Origin of the sequence: Streptomyces turgidiscabies Car8 (assembly GCF_000331005.1) — a bacterium.
GTDB classification, from domain to species: Bacteria; Actinomycetota; Actinomycetes; order Streptomycetales; family Streptomycetaceae; genus Streptomyces; species Streptomyces turgidiscabies.
Window position 1 is genome coordinate 1 of sequence record NZ_AEJB01000067.1, and the last position, 1,880, is coordinate 1,880.

The 1,880-nt window shown below is 72.2% G+C and carries 1 protein-coding gene; it reads left to right on the plus strand.

Features of this window, described 5'->3' with window-relative positions:
• On the plus strand, nucleotides 1-1,880 hold a 1,880-nt coding region (locus tag STRTUCAR8_RS04050; RefSeq protein ID WP_048818705.1), incomplete at both ends, for an SMC family protein.

Here is a 1,880-nt window from a genome sequence, read left to right on the forward strand (position 1 = left end):
GCCGCGACACCGACGGCACCGAGCGGCTCGCCGGGACCATCACCCTGCCTGGCGACTACGTCCGGGAGAACGTGGCGCTCGCGTACGCGGGCACAGTCCACGCGGTGCAGGGCCGAACGGTCGGCTACGGCGGATATCTGCTCGTCGAGGAGGGGATGAACCGCCAGCAGGTCTATCCCGGCCTCACCCGTGCCCAGCGGTACAACCGCGCGTTTGCCGCGTGCCAGGTTCCGGCCGACGAGCACCGGCTCCAGTCCCTCGACCAGGACGCGATGTCCATGCTGCAGGCCGCCATCGAGCGGGACGGTGGCGAGCTGTCCGCGCTGCAGGAGCTGCGCGAGTCCCAGGACTGGGCGGAGTCGATCCCGGCCCTTGAGCCGGAGTGGCGCGACTACGTCACCGAGCACACGCGCAACCAGTATGAGCCGATGCTGCGGCAGTTGCTGTCCGAGGATCACTACAAGAAGCTCAGGCAGGGCGACCCCAGCACGGTCTACCGGAAGCTGCGGGAGGCCGAGCTGGCCGGGCACGACGGCAAGCGTGTGCTGGCCAGTGCCATCGCGATGCGCCCGATGAGCTACCCCGTGCCGGACAACGTCCCGTCGCTGGTCAACTGGCGCATTGACACGATCCTCGACGACCGCACGCCGGAGAACGAGCCGGCGGGGCACAGCTGGTGTGACCGCACGCCGGAGATCCCCGGCATCGAGGGCGAGGTGGCCCGCAAGCTGGCCGAGGCCATGGACGCCCGGCGCGACGTGCTGGGCGAGCGCCTGGCGGAGGAGCCCCCGGAGTGGGCGATCCGCCACCTGGGCCCCGTTCCCGAGGACGTCCTCGACCGCGCAGAGTGGGAGCGGAACGCCGGCACCGTCGAGGGCTACCGCGAGCTGTACAACATCGACGCCCCCAACACGGCGATCGGCCGCCTGCCCGCGAAGGGCGCGGTCGAGCAGCGCGCCGCGTGGGAGGCCGCGCACTCCGCCCTCGGCCGCACCGAGGAGCAGGAGACCCTTGCGCGGACGTCCGACGCCGCCCTGCGCGAGATGGTCAACCGGTACCAGCGCGAGACGTCGTGGGCGCCGGCGCACATGGGCGCGGAACTGTCCGAGGCCCGGCAGATGGTCCTGCGCTACGAGGAGAAGGCCATCCTCGCGCAGGCCGACGCAGACCAGTGCGAGGACGCCGCCGAGCGCGCCGAGCTGGAAGCGCAGGCCCGCGGTTACGAGGACCTGGTGGGCAGCATGTCCGCGCGCGTCGAGGTGATGGAGCAGATCGACGAGGCCCGTTCCGCGTGGTACGAGGAGACCGCCCCGGCCCGCGAGGCCGCCGAGGCCGCCCGCGACGAACTCGACCGCCGTGGTCACGACGACCAGGCCCAGCAGGACGCCGACGAGGCCGAGCAGCAGCGCGGCCAGGAGCTCGACGAGGAGCTCGTCGCCGAGCCCGAGTACGACCTCGACCAGGCGCCGGAGATGGACTGGGAGGTCGAGGGCGAGACTCTCGACCAGGTCCCCGACGTGCGCGACGAGGCCGAACTGGCCCCGGAACTCACGTACCAGGAGCAGGAGGAGCTCGACCAGGCGCTCGCCGCGTACGAGGAGCGGTACCGCGCGGCCGCCGAGGTCGAGGACCTCGACGTCGACCAGGCCCCGGCGGTCGACTGGGGCGACGTGCCCGGGTTCGATGAGTCGGCGCCCGAGCTGGACGACGTCGCGCAGCAGCTGGCTGAGGAGGACGAGCAGCAGCGCGTCCAGGATGAGCTTGCCGCCGAGGCCGCCGCGTACCACGAGCCCGGCAGTCGAGGAGTCCGTCGACGCGCCCGAGCGGACGTGCCGCAGCCGAGGAGAGTGCGCAGTCACGGCCGAGGCCGACCCGTACGT